The organism is Pseudomonas sp. PDM21 (genome assembly GCF_014852505.2).
Taxonomy (GTDB): Bacteria; Pseudomonadota; Gammaproteobacteria; order Pseudomonadales; family Pseudomonadaceae; genus Pseudomonas.
This window is the reverse complement of record NZ_CM181223.1, coordinates 3,970,191-3,987,480: the sequence shown is the minus strand read 5'-3', so window position 1 is coordinate 3,987,480 and position 17,290 is coordinate 3,970,191. Positions and strand designations below refer to the sequence as shown.

15 protein-coding genes are annotated in these 17,290 nt (G+C 64.6%); 9 read left to right on the top strand and 6 right to left on the bottom strand.

From position 1 onward, the window contains the following. The first annotated feature begins 113 nt into the window (after positions 1 to 113). The 3 genes from IB275_RS18165 to IB275_RS18155 all read left to right on the top strand — a co-directional run bounded on the left by IB275_RS18165 (position 114) and on the right by IB275_RS18155 (position 3,190). Positions 114 to 704 (top strand): sigma-70 family RNA polymerase sigma factor, encoded by a 591-nt coding sequence (locus IB275_RS18165; protein ID WP_192294768.1) that lies wholly within the window; start codon positions 114 to 116, stop codon positions 702 to 704. Then, positions 691 to 1,332, top strand: coding sequence for a DUF1109 domain-containing protein (locus tag IB275_RS18160; protein ID WP_192294767.1), 642 nt, complete (start codon positions 691 to 693; stop codon positions 1,330 to 1,332). The genes IB275_RS18165 and IB275_RS18160 overlap by 14 nt, the downstream gene beginning before the upstream one ends. Before the next feature lie 223 nt (positions 1,333 to 1,555). Next, positions 1,556 to 3,190, top strand: coding sequence for a mechanosensitive ion channel family protein (locus IB275_RS18155; RefSeq protein WP_192294766.1), 1,635 nt, complete (start codon positions 1,556 to 1,558; stop codon positions 3,188 to 3,190). 208 nt (positions 3,191 to 3,398) lie between these two features. On the opposite strand, the gene IB275_RS18150 is transcribed toward IB275_RS18155, so the two are convergent. Both IB275_RS18150 and IB275_RS18145 read right to left on the bottom strand, forming a co-directional pair. Beyond that, the gene (locus IB275_RS18150) at positions 3,399 to 3,932 is read right to left on the bottom strand and encodes a ProQ/FinO family protein (protein ID WP_192294765.1); all 534 of its coding nucleotides are present in this window, start codon (positions 3,930 to 3,932) and stop codon (positions 3,399 to 3,401) included. A gap of 345 nt (positions 3,933 to 4,277) precedes the next feature. After that, the gene (locus tag IB275_RS18145) at positions 4,278 to 4,709 is read right to left on the bottom strand and encodes a hypothetical protein (protein ID WP_192294764.1); all 432 of its coding nucleotides are present in this window, start codon (positions 4,707 to 4,709) and stop codon (positions 4,278 to 4,280) included. A 377-nt stretch (positions 4,710 to 5,086) separates the two neighbouring features. Between IB275_RS18145 and IB275_RS18140 the strand changes: the two genes are divergently transcribed. Further along, entirely contained in the window at positions 5,087 to 6,013 is a 927-nt protein-coding gene (locus IB275_RS18140; RefSeq protein WP_192294763.1) for a cation diffusion facilitator family transporter, read from the top strand. Between the two features lie 45 nt (positions 6,014 to 6,058). On the opposite strand, the gene IB275_RS18135 is transcribed toward IB275_RS18140, so the two are convergent. After that, positions 6,059 to 7,102, bottom strand: coding sequence for an AraC family transcriptional regulator ligand-binding domain-containing protein (locus tag IB275_RS18135; protein ID WP_494514416.1), 1,044 nt, complete (start codon positions 7,100 to 7,102; stop codon positions 6,059 to 6,061). Between the two features lie 135 nt (positions 7,103 to 7,237). On the opposite strand from IB275_RS18135, the gene IB275_RS18130 reads away from it, so the two are divergent. The 4 genes from IB275_RS18130 (at position 7,238) to IB275_RS18115 (ending at position 13,030) form a co-directional block, all read left to right on the top strand. Continuing rightward, entirely contained in the window at positions 7,238 to 9,058 is a 1,821-nt protein-coding gene (locus IB275_RS18130; protein WP_192210761.1) for a DUF1302 domain-containing protein, read from the top strand. Between the two features lie 2 nt (positions 9,059 to 9,060). Further along, on the top strand, positions 9,061 to 10,407 hold the full coding sequence (locus IB275_RS18125) for a DUF1329 domain-containing protein (RefSeq protein WP_192294760.1): 1,347 nt from the start codon (positions 9,061 to 9,063) through the stop codon (positions 10,405 to 10,407). Positions 10,408 to 10,468: 61 nt separating this feature from the next. Further along, positions 10,469 to 11,860 (top strand): DUF1254 domain-containing protein, encoded by a 1,392-nt coding sequence (locus tag IB275_RS18120; RefSeq protein WP_192294759.1) that lies wholly within the window; start codon positions 10,469 to 10,471, stop codon positions 11,858 to 11,860. A 180-nt stretch (positions 11,861 to 12,040) separates the two neighbouring features. Beyond that, positions 12,041 to 13,030, top strand: coding sequence for an AraC family transcriptional regulator (locus IB275_RS18115; RefSeq protein ID WP_192294758.1), 990 nt, complete (start codon positions 12,041 to 12,043; stop codon positions 13,028 to 13,030). Here the strand turns inward: IB275_RS18115 and IB275_RS18110 are convergent. The 3 genes from IB275_RS18110 to IB275_RS18100 form a co-directional block, all read right to left on the bottom strand. Further along, positions 13,027 to 13,560: a GNAT family N-acetyltransferase gene (locus IB275_RS18110; protein ID WP_192294757.1), complete on the bottom strand. Its 534-nt coding sequence runs from the start codon at positions 13,558 to 13,560 to the stop codon at positions 13,027 to 13,029. The genes IB275_RS18115 and IB275_RS18110 overlap by 4 nt on opposite strands. 93 nt (positions 13,561 to 13,653) lie before the next feature. Next, positions 13,654 to 14,940 (bottom strand): glycosyltransferase, encoded by a 1,287-nt coding sequence (locus tag IB275_RS18105; RefSeq protein WP_192294756.1) that lies wholly within the window; start codon positions 14,938 to 14,940, stop codon positions 13,654 to 13,656. An 86-nt stretch (positions 14,941 to 15,026) separates the two neighbouring features. After that, entirely contained in the window at positions 15,027 to 15,959 is a 933-nt protein-coding gene (locus IB275_RS18100; protein WP_192294755.1) for a GntR family transcriptional regulator, read from the bottom strand. Between the two features lie 199 nt (positions 15,960 to 16,158). On the opposite strand from IB275_RS18100, the gene IB275_RS18095 reads away from it, so the two are divergent. Next, complete coding sequence (locus IB275_RS18095; protein WP_192294754.1) at positions 16,159 to 17,208, top strand: polyamine ABC transporter substrate-binding protein; 1,050 nt, start codon at positions 16,159 to 16,161, stop codon at positions 17,206 to 17,208. Positions 17,209 to 17,290: the final 82 nt, after the last annotated feature.

Sequence of the window (17,290 nt, the reverse complement as noted above, 5' to 3'; positions counted from 1 at the left end):
GCGTGGCCCTAACGTATTGAACGAAGGCCTGTTTTCTCTTCAGGCCAGTGGTACGCCAGCAGGCTGGGGCGGGACCGGGAAAGAATTCACCTTCCGTGTAACCAGGACGGCCGATGCAACGAACTACCAGCCAGGAAGTGTTGATCGCGCGCGAGACGCAGTTGCAGGCTTTGCTGCTGCGTGGCATGGACGGTGATGACAAGGCATACCGTGAGTTCCTCGGCGCACTCGGCATGCACCTGCGGGCTTTCCTCGGGCGGCGCCTGAGCCAGCGCCCCGGCGAGATCGAAGATCTGCTGCAGGAGGTGCTGCTGGCGGTACACAATGCGCGTCACACCTACCGTGCCGATCAGCCACTGACTGCCTGGGTGCAGGCCATTGCGCGTTACAAGCTGGCGGACCATTTCCGCGCTTTTTCGCGCCGGGAGGCGCTCCATGATCCGCTGGCGGACGACGAGGGAGAGCTGTTCGCAGCCGAGGAGAGCGAGCCCGCACAGGCCAGCCGCGATCTCGGCAAGCTGCTGCAACAGCTCCCCGACAAGCAGCGCCTGCCGATTGTCCACGTGAAGCTGGAAGGTCTGTCGGTGGAAGAAACCGCCAGCCTGACCGGGCTTTCCAGCTCCGCCGTGAAGGTCGGCATCCACCGCGGGCTCAAGGCCCTGGCGAATATCATCCGAGGGTTGCGAAGCGATGAAGACCAATGAACTGATCGACCTGCTGAGCGCTGGCGAGGGCGCAGTGGACCGTCATGCTCTGGGCAAGCGCTTCGCCATCGCCCTGCTGGCTGGTGCCCTGGGCGCACTGCTGTTGATGGCGGCAATTTTCGGTGTACGCCCCGACCTGGGCGAGGTGGCGCGCACACCGCTGTTCTGGGCCAAGGTCGCTCTGCCCGGCAGCCTTGCCCCGCTTGCCCTGTGGCTGAGCAGCCGCCTGGCACGGCCAGGCGTGAGCGGCGGGGCGGCCTGGGTGCTGCTGGCGCTGCCCGTGCTGCTGGTGTGGATCGGCGGAGCGATGGAGCTGGCCGGAGTACCCGCCGACGCCCGCACTGGCCTGATCCTCGGCAAGACCTGGCGCACCTGTCCGCTGAACATCGCGCTGCTTTCGGTGCCGACTTTCATCGGCGTGTTCTGGGCACTGCGCGGCCTCGCACCGACGCGCTTGCGCATTGCCGGCGCCGCCGGTGGCCTGCTGGCGGGAGCCACGGCGACCTTGGCGTACTGCCTGCATTGCCCGGAAATGGGCGTTTCGTTCTGGGGTGTCTGGTACCTGCTCGGCATGCTTCTGCCAACCGTGCTGGGTGCAGTGCTAGGGCCAAGGCTGTTGCGCTGGTAACTGAGCGACAACCAGTCCAGGACGTGCGTTGTGCACGCCGGACCTGGATCTCCCTCGCAGCTTTCGAGTTCCGTCGGTCCTTGCGTCCGTTCAGCGGCAGCTATCGGGCCAATGGATTTTCCCCGAGGCAGGGGCTGCTTCTGTCTCCAGGACGTCCAGAAGCTGGCTACGCTTGATTCAGTTTGTTCTCGGCAGGTCGGCTTTGCTTCCAAGGAGCGATGGGATGGGGCGTTGGATCAGCGCAAGGCTCAGCTTGATGCTGGTGGTATTGGGATTGGCCTGTGCGGTTACAGCCAGGGCCGAACCTGCGTCAGGCTCCGATGTAACCGAGGGCGTCGCCGCTGACCCCGTGGAGCTGAAGATTGCCAACCGCAGCATCGTCGTGTTCCGCGCGACATTGCTGGGCGAGACGCCAGCGGGCCGACAGCAACGGGCCAAGGCAGTCATTGAGGATGTGCTGCAAGGGACTGACGACCTGCAGGTCAGCACTGCGCCCATCCTCCACAGCTACATGGTACTGCTGGGAGGGCGGCGCGCCTTTATCGTTTCACCACAGGACGTCGATTCGCCGGAGGGCTCTGTGCAGGAGGCCGCAGCAAGAGCTGCCGCGAACCTCAAGGTGGTGGTGGAGGAAACCGGCCAGGCGCGCAATCTTCGATTCCTGCTCAAGGCCCTGGGATACTCTGCGGTTGCCACCGTCCTGTACGTGTTGCTGCTGAGGCTGGTGCATTTCCTCAGACGCAAGGTGCGTGGCCGGCTACCTCAACTGATGCGCGAGCGGGCCCGGCAGATCAGGGTGGGGCAACTGCAGCTGTTCGACATGCAGTATCTCTACTACCTGGCGGATCGGCTGATCTGGCTGTTCTGTTGGGCCGTCGTGTTTCTGCTGAGTTACGAGTGGCTCAGCTACGTGCTGTCGCAGTTCCCCTATACCCGGCCCTGGGGGGAAAGCCTCGACGTCTACCTGTTCCGGCTGCTGGATTACCTGCTCAGCGGGATCGTCAGTGCGATACCGGGCATAGCGGTCGCCGTGATGATCTTCTTCATCGCCAAGGGCATCAGCGGATTCAGCAAAAGGTTGCTGGAGCGCCTGTCCCGGCCTGGCACGATTCGCTGGTTGACCGAAGAGACCCTGCAGCCCACCACGCGCCTGACTTCGCTGGCCATCTGGTTGTTCGCCGTCGTCATGGCGTATCCGTACCTTCCCGGTTCGGGTACCGAGGCGTTCAAGGGGCTGTCGGTGCTCGTGGGCCTGATGATCTCGCTGGGGGCCTCCAGCGTCGTGGGGCAGGCTGCTTCCGGTCTGATCCTTACCTACTCGCGGACCCTGCGTGCCGGAGAGTTCGTGCGCATTGGCGACCATGAGGGCACGGTGACGGAAGTCGGTATGTTCAACACCACTATCCGCACCGGCCTCGGAGAGGTGCTGACACTGCCGAACTCGATGATCACCGGATCGGTCACCAAGAACTACTCGCGGATAGTGCAGGGCCAGGGTTACGTCGTCGACACCGTGGTCACCATCGGCTACGACACCCCCTGGCGGCAGGTGGAAGCGATGCTCATCGAGGCTGCCCGGCGTACGGATGGCATCTTGCAGGTCCCGCCGCCTTACGTGTTCCAGACGGCCCTGTCGGACTTCTATCCCGAATACCGACTGGTCGCCCAGGCCATCCCCAGCGAGCCGCGCCCGCGGGCACAATTGCTGAGCATGCTGCATGCCCACATCCAGGACGTGTTCAACGAATACGGTGTACAGATCATGTCGCCGCACTACCTGGGTGACCCTGACGTGGAAAAGGTGGTGTCACGTGAAAACTGGTATGCAGCGCCCGCAAAGCGCCCTGAGGCTGACTAGGGGAAGGCCAGTTTTCGATCGTCAGCGGTCGTCGTGGCAGAGACCGGGGAGACGGGAGATTGTCGTATTGATCACCCACCCTCTGCGGACTCTGAGCTGGTTCCGGTCCTGGCCGATAGCTGCCGGCAGCCCTGGCCTGAAGCAGCCTGCCGCATCGGACAGTCACCCAGCCGGGTGATGGCCGATGCGATGCAGTGCGCGACGCGGTTCAGTCCGAAGACTGAGCCTCGGTGGCAGCGGTGGCAGCGGTGGTATCAGTGGTATCGGCGGCGGCGGGAGTGCGGTTTTTCAGCTTCTCGCGATTGCGGCGCTCCTGGCTGCGTTGCCGGGAAGCCTGCTGCTTCGCGTGCAGCGCCTGGGCGGCGGTCACGGTGCCGACGGGCTGGCCGTTCAGGTCCAGGCGCGGTGCGTTCTCCACCATGCTGGCCCAGTATCGGGTGCCCTTGCACCAGGCCGCGACGCCCAGTTTGAGCTGCTCGCTGCTGATACCCAGTTGCGCCAGGTGTTGCTCGGCATCCTTGAGAATTCCCTCCTTGAGCGGAACCTTGGGTGCCGGATTCACCGGGAAGGCCAACGGAAAATGCCGCTGCAAGCGCCAGATCGCTTCCAGTGCAGGATCCTGCTCACGAGGTTTCTCCTGCGGTGAGGACTTCGGCTTGCGGCGCTTCTCGTTAGCGGCCTTGGCCTGCTCTTTTTCTGCCCGCAGGCGGTCACGTAGCCCAGCTAGTTGTTCAAAACCCATCGTTCAATTCACAGCTTCGAGGTTGATTGCGTGGTGCAAGGTTATTCCATACAGCTCTCGGGATCACCTGTATCAGCACAAATCGTCGCTGTTTTCGTCGGCAAAGGGCGAAGTCGCAGCCGACAGAGGCTCTGCACAAAGCCTTCCGGAGGGCCGAGTGGCTGATCCTGAAACCGTCGCCGGGTGCAGATGAATCTCTACATGGCCTTGCTGGGCGCGGGTCGATGCACTGGGTGTTCCTGGTGGCGTGCCTGGTCAGCGCGGTGGCCTTCGCGCTGTCGTGGTTGCTGCAAGAGGTGCCGCTACGCAAGGCCTGAGCTTGCTCGGAAGAGGCAGCGCTGCTGACTACTGTCCCGCATTCAGACGAAGGGCTGCGCTCTGCCGGCGCAGGTAGACAAATGCCAGGACGAAGGGGACCACGGCAAGGAAGGCGCAAGCCAGGAAGGGGAGCGAAAGGTGGTTCAACGCCGGGGTGAGGCTCAAATCCATGCTTTGCATGATGTAGGGGAGTGTACCGAGGATGCCGCATGCGACGGTCCCGGAAACGGCGCTGACCGCATAAAGCAGAAGAATCAGCCATTGCCCTGTGCTGCCCTTCTCGGCGGGCTTCAATAGCAGGAGTGCGTAGGCGAACGAGATCAGCGAAAGGCCCACGAGCAACATCGTCAAGGGCAGGCTGTTGGGGTAATGCTTGACCCCGTTCAGCAGATTGAACGCACCTGACAGTGCGCTGATGACGGAAACCGCAAACATGACCGCGAGATTGACGCTCCGCATGACGCTTCCTTGTGTGTGGCGATAAGCGCGTGAAACGAACGGACCGTGCCGGGCGTCCGTGCCGGGTGTCGCTGCAGTCCCTTGAGCAATCCCCACCAGCGCTGGCCTGTCGGCAAACCGGGGGAGCGGCTGGTTGCGTGCAGCTTACGAAGACACCGGCAACCTGTCCATTGGGCAGCCGGCCTGGGCCTCACTGATCGCCGAGGCCCATTTCCGCAGAGCACTTGCCTTGCGATCGCGCATAGCGACTTTGCCCAGGCGCCAATAGCCTTGGTGCGGGCGCTGGCATATAGTCGCGCCCCCCAGCGAAGCCGCCAGCTCCCATCGGGCCTGCATCCGGCTACGCAACCACTCAAGGCGCGAGGAGCACGCCAGTCATGAAAACAGAACAGGGCATCCTGCGGCTTTCCATCATCGTTACCGTCCTGCTGGCCGGTTTCGGGATCATCGTCGGCCTGCTTTCGGGATCCTTCTCCATCGTCTTCGACGGCGTCTATTCCCTGGCCGATGCCAGCATGAGCGGCCTGGCGCTGATGGTGGCCACCCTGATCCGCCGCCATACCACCGAGGGCGACGCCAGCCGGCGCCTGGCCGAGCGGTTCAACATGGGCTTCTGGCACCTGGAACCCATGGTGCTGGCGCTCAACGGCACGCTGCTGTCGGGCGTCACGCTGTACGCGCTGATCAACGCCATCGGCCGGTTGCTGACGGGCGGCCATGCGCTGGAGTTCGGTTTCGCCATCCTCTACGCGGCAGTTGCCACGCTGGTCTGTTTCGCCCTGGCGGCGGTGCAGTTCCGCGCCAACAAACGCATTGGCTCGGACTTCGTCGCCCTCGACGCGAAGTCCTGGGTGATGTCCGGCAGCATTTCCCTGGCCTTGCTGATCGCCTTCCTGGTCGGTGATGTGGCCACCGTGAGCGGCTACGCGCACATCGGCCCTTATGTCGACCCGGCGGTGCTGGCGCTGATCTGCCTGGTGATTCTGCCGATTCCCTTCCTGACCATCCGCCAGGCCTTCAAGGACATACTCCTGGTCACCCCGCCGGAGCTCAAGGAGCACGTCGACGAGGTGGCCGCGGCTATCGTCTCGCAGCATGGTTTCCTGGCGTACCAGGCCTACGTCGCCAAGGTCGGGCGAGCGCAGCAGATCGAGCTGTATTTCATCGTTCCGCCGGACTGGCCGGCGCAGACGCTCGCCGAATGGGACAGGCTGCGCGACGAGATCGGCGAGGCCATCGGCGGTGAAGGCCCCAATCGATGGTTGACCATCGCCTTCACCACTGACCCGCTCTGGACCCGCTGAGCGGTATTGGGGCCGGGGATTGCCGCCACTCGCGCGGCGATCGCCTCATTGCCTCTGCATCCGGTACGCGCCGGGCGTGGCGCCATACCAGCGGCGGAAGGCGCGGATGAAGCTGGACTGTTCATCGAAGCCGAGCCGGTCGGCGATCTCGGCGATGGTGCTGGCGGTGGCTTGCAGCAGGTCCACCGCCAGCAGGCGTCGGTGTTCCTCGATGATGCGGCTGTAGGTCCAGCCATCGCGCTGCAATGCGCGGTGCAGAGTGCGTGGCGTCGTGTGCAAGCGAGCCGCTACTTCATCCAGCCCCGGATTGTCCGCCAGCCTGTGCAGGACCTCGGCGCACACGCGCTCAAGCTCCGAGCCGGTTTCGGTCTGCGCGGCGTACTCGCGCAATGACAGCTTCAGCGCCTCATGGATGGCCGGGCTGCCCCCATCGCGTGGCTCCTGCAAGGCGGCGAGGTCAAGGAGCATTTCGTCCCGGCAGGAGGAGAACACCACCGGTGCCCGGATGACCTGCAACCAGGGCCGCGGATCGGACGGCTCCGGGCGCCGCAGGCGCACTTCGCGCAATGCCGGCAATGCGCCGGGAGCGCTGCGCAGGTGGCGCAGTTGGCGAACCATCCAGTAGTCCACCTCAGGAAGGGCCAGCTGATAATCGTTGACGGGCCGAAGAGTCAGTCGCAGGCAGTCGCCATCCTGTTCGAGCCGCTGCTCGAAATGTGCGGCGACCAGCGGCCAGAAATGCAGCATCTGCTGTAACGCCGAATAGCGATCCGGCATCAGCTGCATCAGATAGGCCAGACCCTGCATCTGCACCGGGTCCAGTTGCCGGGCCAGCTCCAGGCCGATGGCCGGATCGGCGCTTTGCTCCAGTGCCACTTCCCAGAAGCGCCGCGCGAGAAACAGTGGCAGGCGCAGATTGCCCACACGCAAGGCCGCAGGGTCGACACCCCACGCCGGGAAGAAATGCGCCAGGTCCACGCCCTGGTCCTCCAGCCCCTGTACCCACGACAGGATGATGGAGCCGCATAAGGCCCCCCTATGTCGGTGCTCGGGAAAACTATTTGTCCCTTCCAGACTATCTGCCGACACCGCGCTGCTCCCATCTTGCCCACGGGCTGCGGTCACTCCGCGCCCGGGACTGGAATTTAGTGGGCGCCTCTGTCGCCGGCAACTCCCCCGAGTCCCTCGACCTGCCAACTACAACAACTACAGGTACGTCTCAGCATGAATCACCTTCTGCATGCCCGGGGAATCGCACGCCCCAGCCTGCTGGCGCTGTGCATCGGCGCCGCCATCAGCCCAGGCGCCCACGGCGTCACCTGGCAGCTCAACGATGACTGGAGCGCCACCTCCAATACCACGCTCAGCCTCGGCACCAGCTGGGCTCTGGACGCTCCCGACAAACATCTGCTGACCGCGGCCGACGCGCGCAGCATCGGCCGCGAGGGCAGCGGCATCAACTACAACGGCGACGACGGCAAGCTCAACTACCGCCGCAACGAGACAATCTCAACGCTGTTCAAGGGCCTGACCGACCTGGATGTGCAGGACGGCAACCAGGGCGTGTTCCTGCGCTTCAAGTACTGGTACGACCAGGCGATGGAGGAGGGCAATGGCGACTTCCAGCGGTTCGACGATTCCGGCTGGCAGGATCTGGCCAGATTCAAGGGTTTCGAGAACCTCGATGCCTACGTCTGGAAGGACTTCCAGGTTGCCGATCGCAAGCTGGGTGTGAAGGTCGGCAAGCAGGTACTCAGCTGGGGCGAGGCGCTGTTCCTGCAGAACGGCATCAACGCCATCAACCCTCTGGATGCGTCGGCTTTCAACCGTCCCGGCGTCGAACTCAAGGAGGGCCAGCTGCCGGTGGAGATGGTCAGCTTCAACTACGACCTCGCGGACTCGCTCAGCCTGGAGGGCTTCTGGCAGTACAACTTCCGCCCGACGGTGCTGGATGGCTGCGGCACCTTCTTCAGCAGCAATGACAACATCGCCGAAGGCTGCCAGGTCGATTACATGGTCTCCGGCGGCACCGGAACCACCGGCCAGGCGCTGGCCCAGGGGCGCTACCTGCAGCGCACCAGCACCGACTACCCCAGCGATACCGGCCAGTATGGCCTGGCCATGCACTACGTGATCGAAGCGCTCAACGACGCGGACCTGGGTGTCTACTACGCCAACTACCACAGCCGTACCCCGCTGATTAACGGGGTGATCGCCCGCAAAGGGCCAGTATCGGCCTCACGCACCAACCTCAATACCGGTGACTACTTCACCGTCTACCCCGAAGACATCCATATGTTCGGCTTGAGCATGAGCGGCGTAGCGGGCACCACCGCGCTGTTCGGCGAACTCAGCTACCGGCCGAACATGCCGCTGGGCTACAACCCTGCGGACCTGGTGGCACTGCTCTCCGGGCAGGCCAATACGCCGATCCTGCCGATGACCGCCGCCGAGCTCGGCGCCGCCAGGGGCGATGAAGTGCAGGGCTACGTGCGCTTGCCAGTCTGGCAGTTCAGCCTTGGCGCCACCGACACGGTGAACAATGTCCTGGGCGCTACTCGCCTGGCCTGGGCAGGAGAGGCAGGGGCCAACCTGATCCAGGGCATCGGTGATGATCGACTGGGCCGAGCCGGCTCGTTCGGACGCACGCCGCCCACCAATGGCGTGCAGTGCAGTGCTGCCTCCGCAGCCGGTATTCCCGGTGGTGTGACGGCCGCGCAGCTGGCCGACTACAACGCCGACAACTGCAACACCGACGGGTTGATGAGTCACTTCTCCTGGGGCTATCGCCTGCGCCTGGCGCTGAACTACGAGGACCTGCTTCCGGCGACGGTGGTTACACCCTCGATCAACTGGCGCCACGACGTGCAGGGCTACGGCCCGAACTTCCAGGAAGGCCAGCAGGCGGCAGGACTCGCCCTGACCTTCGACTACCGCAACAACTACTCGCTGGAGCTGGCCTACAACAGCTTCTTCGGCTCCAACGAGTTCTCCACTGTCGATGACCGTGACTTCGCCTCTGTCACCCTGAAAGCGAGCTTCTAGCCATGCGCCCACTTCTTTGCAAACTTTCCCTGGCTGTCGCTCTCGTAGCCGCTTGCGGCCTGGCGCAAGCCAAACAGACCGACGCCGCATTGCTCGACGGCAAGCTCACTCCGGTAGGCGCCGAACGCGCCGCGAACGCCGACGGCAGCATTCCTGCCTGGACTGGCGGCATGAAGGCCGGCGCTGCCGCCATTGCCAGCAATGGCGACTACAGCGACCCGTTTGCCAGCGAGCAGCCACTGTATGTGGTCAGCAAGGCCAATCTGGCGCAGTACAAGGACCTGCTCAGCCCCGGCCAGCAGGCCATGTTCGTCCGCTACCCCGACTACCGCATGCGTGTCTTCCCCAGTCACCGCAGCGCGGTCATTCCCCAGGCGTACCTGGACGAATCGCGCAAGAACCTCACCCAGACAGGCCTGGCAGACAACGGCAACGGCCTGACCAACTATCACTTCGGCGTTCCCTTCCCGGAACCCACCGAGGCGCTGGAAGTGCTGTGGAACCACATCACCCGCTACCGCGGTGGCTCGATCGCGCGTGACTTCTCCTCGGCCACCGTGCAGGCCAAGGGCGACTACACGCTGGTGACCTACCGGCAACTGGTGGGCTTCCGCGAGAAAATCAGCGACCTCGAGCCGGAAGCGAACCTGCTGTTCTACACCCGTGTGCAGACCAACAGCCCGTCACGTTATGCCGGCGAAGTGACGCTGGTACAGGAGCCGATCAACCAGGTCAGCACCCCGCGTGCAGCCTGGCAGTACAACCCCGGCCAGCGCCGCGTGCGTCGCGCGCCGACGGTGGCCTACGACAACAGCGCACGGTACAGCTTCGGCCAGGTGGTTTCCGACAGCGTCGATGGCTTCAATGGTGCGCCCGATCGCTACGACTGGAAGCTCATCGGCAAGCGCGAAATGCTGGTGGGCTACAACGCCTTCGGCCTCGCCAGCAAGCAGGTCGGCTATGACGAGATGCTCAAGCCGGGCTACATCAACCCGGACGTCAACCGTTACGAGAAGCACCGCGTGTGGGTCATCGAGGCCACCCTCAAACCGGGAGCCCGCCATGTCTACGGCAAGCGTCGCTTCTACATCGACGAAGACACCTGGCAGGTCATGGCCAGCGACATCTACGACAACCGTGGCGAGCTGTGGCGCAACTACGAGTCGTTCCTGACCATGTACCACGACCTGCAACTGCCGATGACCGCGGCCGAAGCCACCTATGACCTGATCTCCGGGATCTATGCGGTGAACTACCTGACCAACGCGATCGATCACCGTGCCGAGTTCGGCAAGGACGTGACGGAGGCTGAGTTCACCCCGGCCGAACTCAAGCGACTGGGCAAGTAAGCGCCGGCAGGGGCCGTGAGGCACGGCCCCTGCGAACCCTATCTCTGAGGATCAATCACAGATGCCATTCTCCAAGCGAACCCGAATCGGCCTGGGGCTGTCCGGTGCTGTGCTGTTAGCCACCGCTGGTGCCGGCTACAGCCTCTATCAACAAGCCCGCGCCACAGCCGAGGCCTACGCCTTTGGCTATCCGCTGGTGATCATGGAGCTGACCAAGCAATACCAGCTTGGTCGCGGCCAGACTTCGGTGAACCAACTCAATCACCGTCTGCGCTTCCCCGATTACCGTTTCAACAGCGTCGTCGCGCCGAACGTCGATACGCTCTATTCGCTGTCTCATCTGGACCTGCGATCGGGGCCGGTGGTGCTGAGTGTTCCCGACACGGACGGGTACTACTACATGATGCCGATCCTGGATGCCTGGACCAACGTGGTGGCCAGCCCCGGCACCCGTACCCAGGGCAGCAAGGCCGGGCGCTTCCTGATCGCCGGCCCGCACTGGCAGGGCACTCTGCCGGAGGGCATGCAGCTCATCCGGGTGCCCACGCAGATGGCATGGATCATCGGCCGCTTCAAGAGCCACGGCCCGAGCGACTACGCCGAGATCAACGCCCTGCAACGCCAGTTCGACCTGCGCCCGCTTGGACAGGAGCAGAACTCCGATGCTCCCGCGCAAGCCAGCGTGGCTATGGCCCATCTGCCAAGGCTGAGCGCCGACATTCCGCCGGACCAGCAACTGCAGACATGGACCCAGAATGAGTTCTTCTCGGCCTTCTGCCAGTTGCTCGCGGACAACCCGCCCAGTGGCATTGACGACGCGCAGATGCGCCGCATCAGGGATGCCGGTCTGATCAGTCAGGATTGTCAGCCGCATCAATCCGCCTGGCAGCGCCTGGGCAGTCGTTTCGGCTACCGCAAGGTCATCGACCTGATGGCGCATGCCGAGGAGTTGCGTGACAAGCTGCCCGCCGTCAACGGCTGGAGGGTCAGCTACGACATGGGGGCATACGCGGACCGTTATGCCCAGCGAGCGCTGGTGGCGAAAATGGGCCTGGGTGCCAACACGGCGGACGACGCGATCTATCCCAATACCCGTGCCGACAAGGATGGCCAGTTGCTCAGTGGACGGCATCGCTACCTGATCCACTTCGACAAGGCACAGCTGCCACCGGTGAAGGGCTTCTGGTCGCTCACGCTGTACAACCCCCAGTTGCTGCTCGCCGACAACCCGCTGAATCGCTATGCCGTCGGCGACCGTGACGACCTGCACTACAACGCCGACGGCTCGCTGGACCTGTACATCCAGCACGAAGCGCCCGAGCGCCCGGAGTTGCGCAACAACTGGCTGCCGGCGCCGGACAGCGAGTTCAGCCTGTTCCTGCGCCTCTACTGGCCGAAGCCCGAGGTCCTCCAGCGGGACTGGCAACCGCCGCTGGTGCAGCGGGAGTCCTGATTCATCGTGCGACCGCTCCTTTGTGCCCCGGCCCCCACCGGGGCTTTTTTTGCAGGGGAGGTTGAATGCGCTGCGCGCCGCGGCCATGCTCGTTTCAGAGCCACCGTCCGTCAGCCGATCATGAAGCGCACCTTCCCTGTCTCACTGCCGCCCAGCACACAGGCCACTGTCGTGCGCTGCATGGCAACCACCCTGGGCCAGCACTACGGGATCGACCCCATTCCGGTGCTCAGGCGCGCAGGGATCGATCCGGGCATCATGCAGGAGGTCGACGCACGCCTGCCCATCACCTCGCTCAGCCCTCTGTGGCTGCTCTGCGCAGAAGTGACTGGCGATGCGAACTTCGGCATCCGCGCGGCACGTTACCACCAGTCCGCCAACCTCTACGGGATGGACCTGGCGCTATACGCCTGCACAACGCTCGGCGAGGCTGTGCAGCGCCATGTGCAGCTGGTCAACCTGGCCAGCACCGTGGGCCAGCCGCTGTTGATACAGGACGAGCGGAGTGACTGGAGGATGGAGTTCCACCTCAATGGTGGTTACACGCCCACCGACATTGCCCGCGACTTCTACTGGCATTTCCACGTACGCATGTTCGAACGCCTGACGGGAAAGCCGGCTGCCACATTCATGCGCGGCATCGAGCTGGCCCGGACGAGCCCGGCGGACCGGCAGGAGTGGGACGCGCTGAATGTACGGGTCAGCTTCGATCAGCCGCTGAGCGCCTTTGTGTTCCACAATACTTCCTGGGATTTGCCTCTGCCGGGGGCCAACCCGCGCCTGCTTGCCCAGGTGGAACGCCCCATTCTGCAGTACCTGGCCCAGCACGGCATGCCGCTGCCGCTCAGCGCCCTGCGCGCGCGCCTGGCGGAATTGCTCACCGGCCCGAGTTCACTGGAGGAGCTGGCGGGGCATCTGGATATTGCCCGTGGGCAGCTCGAGACGGCCTTGCAGCAGCACGGCCTGAGCTTTACCCAGCTGCTTGACCAGACGCGGGAGGCGCAGGCGCTGCAGCTGCTACGCGATCCACAGTGGTCGATGGAGCAGATCGCCGAGCGAATCGGCTTCAGCAGCACCAGCAGCCTGATCCGCGCCTTCCGCCGCTGGCAGGACTGCACGCCGCTGGCTTGGCGCAAGCGCTGGCTGTCGCAGGAGTCGGGGCGGATCTAGGCGCTGCCCCAGCGCTGGCGCGGCAACTCATAGCAGAGCCAGGATGCGGGCGTGCCGGAGAGGTCCAGGTCCGCTTGATAAGACAACCTCGCGCCCAGCTTGGCCGTGCCTTTCTGCGAGCGGATATTGCTCGGCGCGATGTGGAACCACACGCGCTCGAAATGCTGGAAGGCATGGCCGAGCATCAGCGTCTTCAGCTCGCGGTTGGTCGCGCCGCCCCAGTAGCGGTGGTTGATGAAGGTGAAGCCGATGCCGATGTCGGCCGGCTGGTCCGGCACCGGGTAGTAGCGCGAGCAGCCGATGGCCTCGCCCGTCTGCCGGTCGAGAATCAGCAGGCAACCGCCGGCCTGCACCAGGAACTGGAAGTAGGGCTCGAAAACTTCGCGGCGATAGCGCTCGGTGGCCGGGTGGCCGGCCCAAGTTTCCGGCGCACTGGCAGCGGCGAACAACGAGTCGAAATCATCGGCGCGCAGCGGGCGCAATTGCAGGGTGTGGCCGAGCAGGGTCGGCTGGTCATCGAAGGCGGTCATGCCGGGCTCCAGGGTGGCTGGAGCCCAGCTTAAGGGGGGAATGGTCCGTCGCCGAGTGCCAATCGCCAGTACTTCGACAGAGCCAATCCGTTGTCAGTCGGCGCAGATGCGGAGGATCGCCCGCGCCGCCGTTTCGGTGCCGCGCGAGGCCTGCATCTGCTCGCGCACGGTGCTCAGGCGTTGCGCCATGGCCTTGTCCGCGAGCAGTTCGGCAAGGGCGGCGGGCAGCGCCGCCAGCGGATCCTCGAAGCGCGGCAGGTAGCGCGCCACGCCGACTTCCTCGGCGCGCCGGGCATTGTCGTGGCCGTCCCAGCAGTAGGGGATGATCACCGACGGCAGGCCGAAATACAGCGCTTCGCAGAAGCTGTTGTTGCCGCCGTGGTGGATGAACAGCTGGCACTCGCGCAGCACCGCCGGCTGCGGATACCAGCTGTCGAGGTAGACGTTGTCCGGCACCGTGTCGTAGTGCTCGCGGTAGGCGCCGACGTTGATCAGGAAGCGGTAGGGCAGCTGCGCCACGGCTTCGATCAGCCGGCGCATCATCGCCACGTCGGCGGCGCCCAGGCTGCCGAAGCTCACATAGATCAGCGGCGCGTCGTCATGCCGGGGGAACTGCGGCGGGATGTACGGCGCCTCGCTGCGCACGCAGCCATCGAGGTACAGGTAGCGCTCGGCCGGTAGCGGCTTCTCGCGCTCGTAGCGCACCGGCGTCGGCGACAGCAGCAGGTTGAGCCAGGGCGAGTCCTCGAGGAACTGGCCGGCGGGCAGGGCGGGGTGGCCGCACTCGGCGAGGAAGCGGGCGAAGCGCTCGTGTGCCGGCCTGGTCGCCTGCAGGTAGTGCTCGCGGTAAGTCGAGCAGGCCTGAGCATCGCTGCTGCTGGCGCCGGACAGGTAGGGCGGTACGGCGGCGTCGGGCAGCTCGGTTTCCGCGCAGGAGACCATGCGCACCCAGGGGCAGCCGGCGGCGGCGATGGCCGGGAAGCTGACCACGTTGTCCAGCACGATGGCGTCGGGCTTGAGCCGGGCGAGCAATTGCTGCAGCGGCTTTTCCGACTCGATGGCGGTGTCGATGATGGCTTCCCAGGCCGGCGCCACGTAGCTGTCGATCTGCGCCAGGGGCGGCTGGTCGAAGTACGGCACGTTGCGCTCGATGAAGCGCTCCCAGTAGTGCTGGTGGTCGGCGGCGGAGAGCGGCGAGTCCAGCTGCAGTGGGTACTCGGCGAAGCCGTACTCGGCGAAGATGCCCTGGAAGTGCGCATGGCAGATGAACACCGGGCGGGCGCCGAGCTCGCGCAGGGCCTGGGCGATGCCGATGCAGTTCAGCGCGGCGCCGAAGCTGGCCTCGGGGAAGAAGGCGATGGTTCTTGTTCTTTGCGTCATGGGCACATCCGGGTGTTGCTCACGGGCACTGCGTGAAACTGATACTGCATTTTTTCGTTAAAAAAAACACCGTGAGAGAAAAATAATCAGCGACGGCCCATGGCGAACGACTGTGGAATCCCGCGGTTGGCGGTCTGCGGGCGTTGTGCGAAGGACAGCCGCAGGTGCAGGCGCATCAGGTCGGCGGCGACTTCCAGCTGGCCGCGTTCGATCTGCTCGATGATCCGCAGGTGCTCGCGCAGGGCTTCCTGCAGGCGGTGCACGCTGACCATCGGCAGCAGATTGGGCAGGCGGCGCAGGCGCTGGTGCTGCAGCAGGGCGTCGCCGACGAAGCGGTTGCCGCAGCCCTGGGCGATCAGCTCGTGGAAGCCGATGTCCAGCTCGCGAAACTGCGCCACGTCGAAGCGTTCAATGGGCGCGCCGAGCAGGTCTTCCATGGCGCCGCGCAGCAGCGCGAGGCGCGCCAGATCGGGGTCGAAGCCGGGCGCCAGCAGCGCTTCCGGCTCCAGGATCAGGCGGTAGCGCAGGCTGTCTTCCAGCGCCGCAAGGTTGTTCAGCAGCGGGCGGAACGACCAGCTCTGCCCGGCACCGCGCTCCAGCACCTGGTCTTCGCTGAGTTGCGCGAGCACCTTCTGCGCGGCGGCGCGGCCGATGTCGTAGCGGCGCATCAGCTCGCTGGCGCTGAGGCTGTTGCCCAGCCGCCCGGCCATGCGGTCGCGCAGTACCGAGGCGGCCAGCGCCTGTTCCTCGGCCTGGGGCAGGGCGGGGCCGAGTACCTGGGCGGACGGGTCGGCGGCGAGGCGATAGCCCTTGCCCGGCTCGTGGGCTACCAGTTGCTGTTCCAGCAGCAGGTCCAGCCCTGCGCGAATCAGTGTGCGCGATACGCCGAAGGTGCGCGCCAGTTGCTGCTCGGACAGGCCGTCGCCGTCTCCCAGTCCGGTGTCCTGGGCGTGCTCGATGATCCGCCGGGCCAGTTCCAGGTGGTTGGTGCGCGGTCTTTTCTCGGTGTCCTTGCTCAAGCGGCTTTTCTCCAGCAGGCCCCGGCAGGCGTGTCGCCGCAGGGCGACCCCTTATGCCACAGCGTGGGTGGTCCAACAAGAATGCAAGAAAAGGTTGACTTCGCCAGTGGTTCGGTTTTTATTTTGAAAAAAAGACATGTAGTACGCTTTTTGTTCCGCTGCCGTCGACACAACAACAACCAATCGTCAGGTGCGCAAGATGAAGCTGAAGACCATGCTCTACGCAGGGGCAACCCTCGCGCTCACGCTGTCCGCCACCACGGCCAGTGCCAAGGATCTGGTGATCTCCATCTGGGATGGCTACATGGCCCCGGACAACCTGGAGAAGTTCCAGAAGGCCACTGGCCTCGAAGCCGACAAATCCCTCCACGCCACCAACGAAGAGATCATGGGCAAGCTCATGGCCTCCGGCGGCGAAGGCTATGACGTGGTGTTCGTGTCCTCGCCCTTTGCCGAGATCCTGCACAAGCAGGGCCTGCTCGCCGAGGTCGATCCGGCCAAGGTGCCGAACCTGAAGAATCTCTACCCCGAAGCGCAGAAGCTCGAATACGACGTCGGCAACCACTTCTCCGTGCCTTACACCTGGGGCACCACCGGCATCTGCTACCGCTCGGACAAGGTCAGCCCGGCGCCGTCCAGCTGGAGCGACCTGCTCAAGCCCTCCGATGCCTTGAAGGGCAAGACCACCATGCTCGCCACCGACCGCTGGCTGCTGGGCGCCGGCTTCCTCGCCAACGGCTGGTCGGTGAACGACGGCAATCCGGACCAGATCAACGCGGTACGTGACCAGCTGATCGCCACCAAGAAGCGCCTGCTGTCCTTCGACGACACCACCTTCTACTCCAAGCTGGCCTCCGGCGAGGCGCTGATGGCCCACGCCTGGGACGGCTGGTGCAACTACGGCACCCAGGCCAACGAGTCGATCAAGTTCGTCGTGCCCAAGGAAGGTTCCGACCTCTGGGTGGACACCATGGTCGTGCTGAAAAGCTCGAAGAACCCCGACGCCGCCTACCGCTTCATCAACTACATGCTGGAGCCGGCGAACCACGCCTGGGTCGCCGAGAACATCCTCTACAAGGTGCCCAACCAGGCGGCGATGGCGACCTTGAAGCCCGACCTGCTGGCCAAGTACCCGAACCTCACCACCACGCCGGCCGAGTTGGTCAAGCAGCAGCAGTTGCGTGACGTCGGTGGCTCGACGCAGAAGGCCTATACCCGCGCCGTGACCGAAATCATGGCTGCACAGTAGGGCCGGCTGCGCGTCGGCGATGCTGCGTTGAGAACAAGCGCGGGCTTGCTCATTTAGCGGCCTAAACTCCGCGCCCACGCTT

Excerpts from the sequence above, each read along its gene's own strand:
- IB275_RS18165 (WP_192294768.1), top strand. The coding sequence starts at position 114 with ATGCAACGAACTACCAGCCAGGAAGTGTTGATCGCGCGCGAGACGCAG.
- IB275_RS18160 (WP_192294767.1), top strand. The coding sequence starts at position 691 with ATGAAGACCAATGAACTGATCGACCTGCTGAGCGCTGGCGAGGGCGCA.
- IB275_RS18155 (WP_192294766.1), top strand. The coding sequence starts at position 1,556 with ATGGGGCGTTGGATCAGCGCAAGGCTCAGCTTGATGCTGGTGGTATTG.
- IB275_RS18150 (WP_192294765.1), bottom strand. The coding sequence starts at position 3,932 with ATGGGTTTTGAACAACTAGCTGGGCTACGTGACCGCCTGCGGGCAGAA.
- IB275_RS18145 (WP_192294764.1), bottom strand. The coding sequence starts at position 4,709 with ATGCGGAGCGTCAATCTCGCGGTCATGTTTGCGGTTTCCGTCATCAGC.
- IB275_RS18140 (WP_192294763.1), top strand. The coding sequence starts at position 5,087 with ATGAAAACAGAACAGGGCATCCTGCGGCTTTCCATCATCGTTACCGTC.
- IB275_RS18130 (WP_192210761.1), top strand. The coding sequence starts at position 7,238 with ATGAATCACCTTCTGCATGCCCGGGGAATCGCACGCCCCAGCCTGCTG.
- IB275_RS18125 (WP_192294760.1), top strand. The coding sequence starts at position 9,061 with ATGCGCCCACTTCTTTGCAAACTTTCCCTGGCTGTCGCTCTCGTAGCC.
- IB275_RS18120 (WP_192294759.1), top strand. The coding sequence starts at position 10,469 with ATGCCATTCTCCAAGCGAACCCGAATCGGCCTGGGGCTGTCCGGTGCT.
- IB275_RS18115 (WP_192294758.1), top strand. The coding sequence starts at position 12,041 with ATGGCAACCACCCTGGGCCAGCACTACGGGATCGACCCCATTCCGGTG.
- IB275_RS18110 (WP_192294757.1), bottom strand. The coding sequence starts at position 13,560 with ATGACCGCCTTCGATGACCAGCCGACCCTGCTCGGCCACACCCTGCAA.
- IB275_RS18105 (WP_192294756.1), bottom strand. The coding sequence starts at position 14,940 with ATGACGCAAAGAACAAGAACCATCGCCTTCTTCCCCGAGGCCAGCTTC.
- IB275_RS18095 (WP_192294754.1), top strand. The coding sequence starts at position 16,159 with ATGAAGCTGAAGACCATGCTCTACGCAGGGGCAACCCTCGCGCTCACG.